1 protein-coding gene is annotated in these 1514 nt (G+C 64.5%); it reads right to left on the reverse strand.

Annotation, left to right across the window (positions count from 1 at the left end; all coding sequences use genetic code 11):
• Positions 1-319: 319 nt before the first annotated feature.
• Positions 320-1435: an IS110 family RNA-guided transposase gene (locus GGR47_RS18985; protein ID WP_147037474.1), complete on the reverse strand. Its 1116-nt coding sequence runs from the start codon at positions 1433-1435 to the stop codon at positions 320-322.
• Positions 1436-1514 lie beyond the last annotated feature (79 nt).

A 1514-nucleotide genomic window follows, 5' to 3' on the forward strand; every position in this document is an offset into this window, starting at 1 on the left:
ATACGCTCTCATGACTGCCATCCGAGACGCTGGCCGAGTTTACCTTGTCGCTGGCCGCAAGACCAGCGTTCGCATTGACCTTGGCGGGTGTGCCGCGGACGCCTGATCGACGACGATTGATCATGCTCTCATCCGCGGGTTGGTTACCGCACTACCCGTATCCGTCGCTGGGCCTATCCTCCGTCTAAGTTCGGGCGTCGGACGAACCTGCCCCACCGTACACCGTGGATTGCCCATCACAGTCGGGTGCCCGCGGCACGCCGGCCAAGGCTATGCAGTTGGTGCCCTGGCGCCTCCTCCTGGAATTGTTCTGTGTGGATCAGCCGGCTATCGCTGGCGACACTCGACGGGCGATGTCCCAGGCATAGCCGACCAATTCACGCGCGATCGCGGTGGTCACCTTGGGCTGGGGCTTTCCGGTGGCCGCCAGGCGACGGTAGCGCTGGCACAGGCGAACCTGCGCCTTCCACCCGATCGCTTGGATGTCCTCGGGCAAGTCGATGACCCGTTCACGGTAGCGCCGTTCCTCGCGAGCGGGCAGCCGATACGACCAGCCCGCCTCGATCAGCATGGTTCGTGCCTGCGCGTTGCCCGCGCGGGTGATCCGGCCTCGCTTGGTCCGGGCGCCGCTGGAGTGCTCGGACGGCACCAAGCCGACATACGCCATCAGTTGCTTGGGATTGTCGAAGCGGGTGAGGTCGCCCACCTCGGCGACCAGCGTCGCAGCGCTGACCAGCCTGATACCGCGCAGGACCTGCAGATTGCGGACCAGCGGCGCAAAACACCACGCATCCACCGCTTCAGCCAGCGCCGCCTCCAGGCGCGCGACCCGTGCCTGGGCCTCCAGCACCCGCTTCTGCATTTCCTCGAATGCCAGCTGCTGGTGGGGAAACTCAAACCGCTGCTCGGACAACCACCGCCAGTACATTTTCGTCCAAGCCGCCTTGCCGCCAAAACGACGATCATGCCGCAACAGGAAGCTGCGCACCGTCTGCTTGGCCCCGATGGCATCGTCCTGCGCGCTGCGTCGCGCGCGGATGAGATCGCGTACCGCCTCGTGCGCTTCGTCCGGCACCCAGATCGCGGTGAGTTCGCCGGCGCGTAGCAGCCGCGCCAGGGTCATCGCGTCACGCCGGTCCGTCTTAACATGGTCGCCCGGGCGTCGCGGCATCATCGAGGGGGCGATGACGATGCAATTCTGTCCCAGCTTCGACAGCAGCCGATGCAAGCCATACCCACAGGGTCCCGCTTCGTAGCAGACGTTCAACGTCACACCCGGTCCCGTCAGCCGCTTGACCAGCTTCCTGATCGCATCGTCCTCGTTGGCGACCGTGCCGACGAAACGTACCTCGCCTCCGCGTTCCCCATCGGCAACCGCGACCGCGATGGTTTCCTTATGAACGTCCAGACCAACGTATTTCACTGCCTCCGTCATGACTCGTCTCCGCTGCTAACAAATCCATCATCAGCATCTCAGATTCGAGCCTCCAAGGCTCCGGCAGTCATGGGGTCTA

Origin of the sequence: Sphingomonas aquatilis (assembly GCF_014196115.1) — a bacterium.
Taxonomy (GTDB): Bacteria; Pseudomonadota; Alphaproteobacteria; order Sphingomonadales; family Sphingomonadaceae; genus Sphingomonas; species Sphingomonas aquatilis.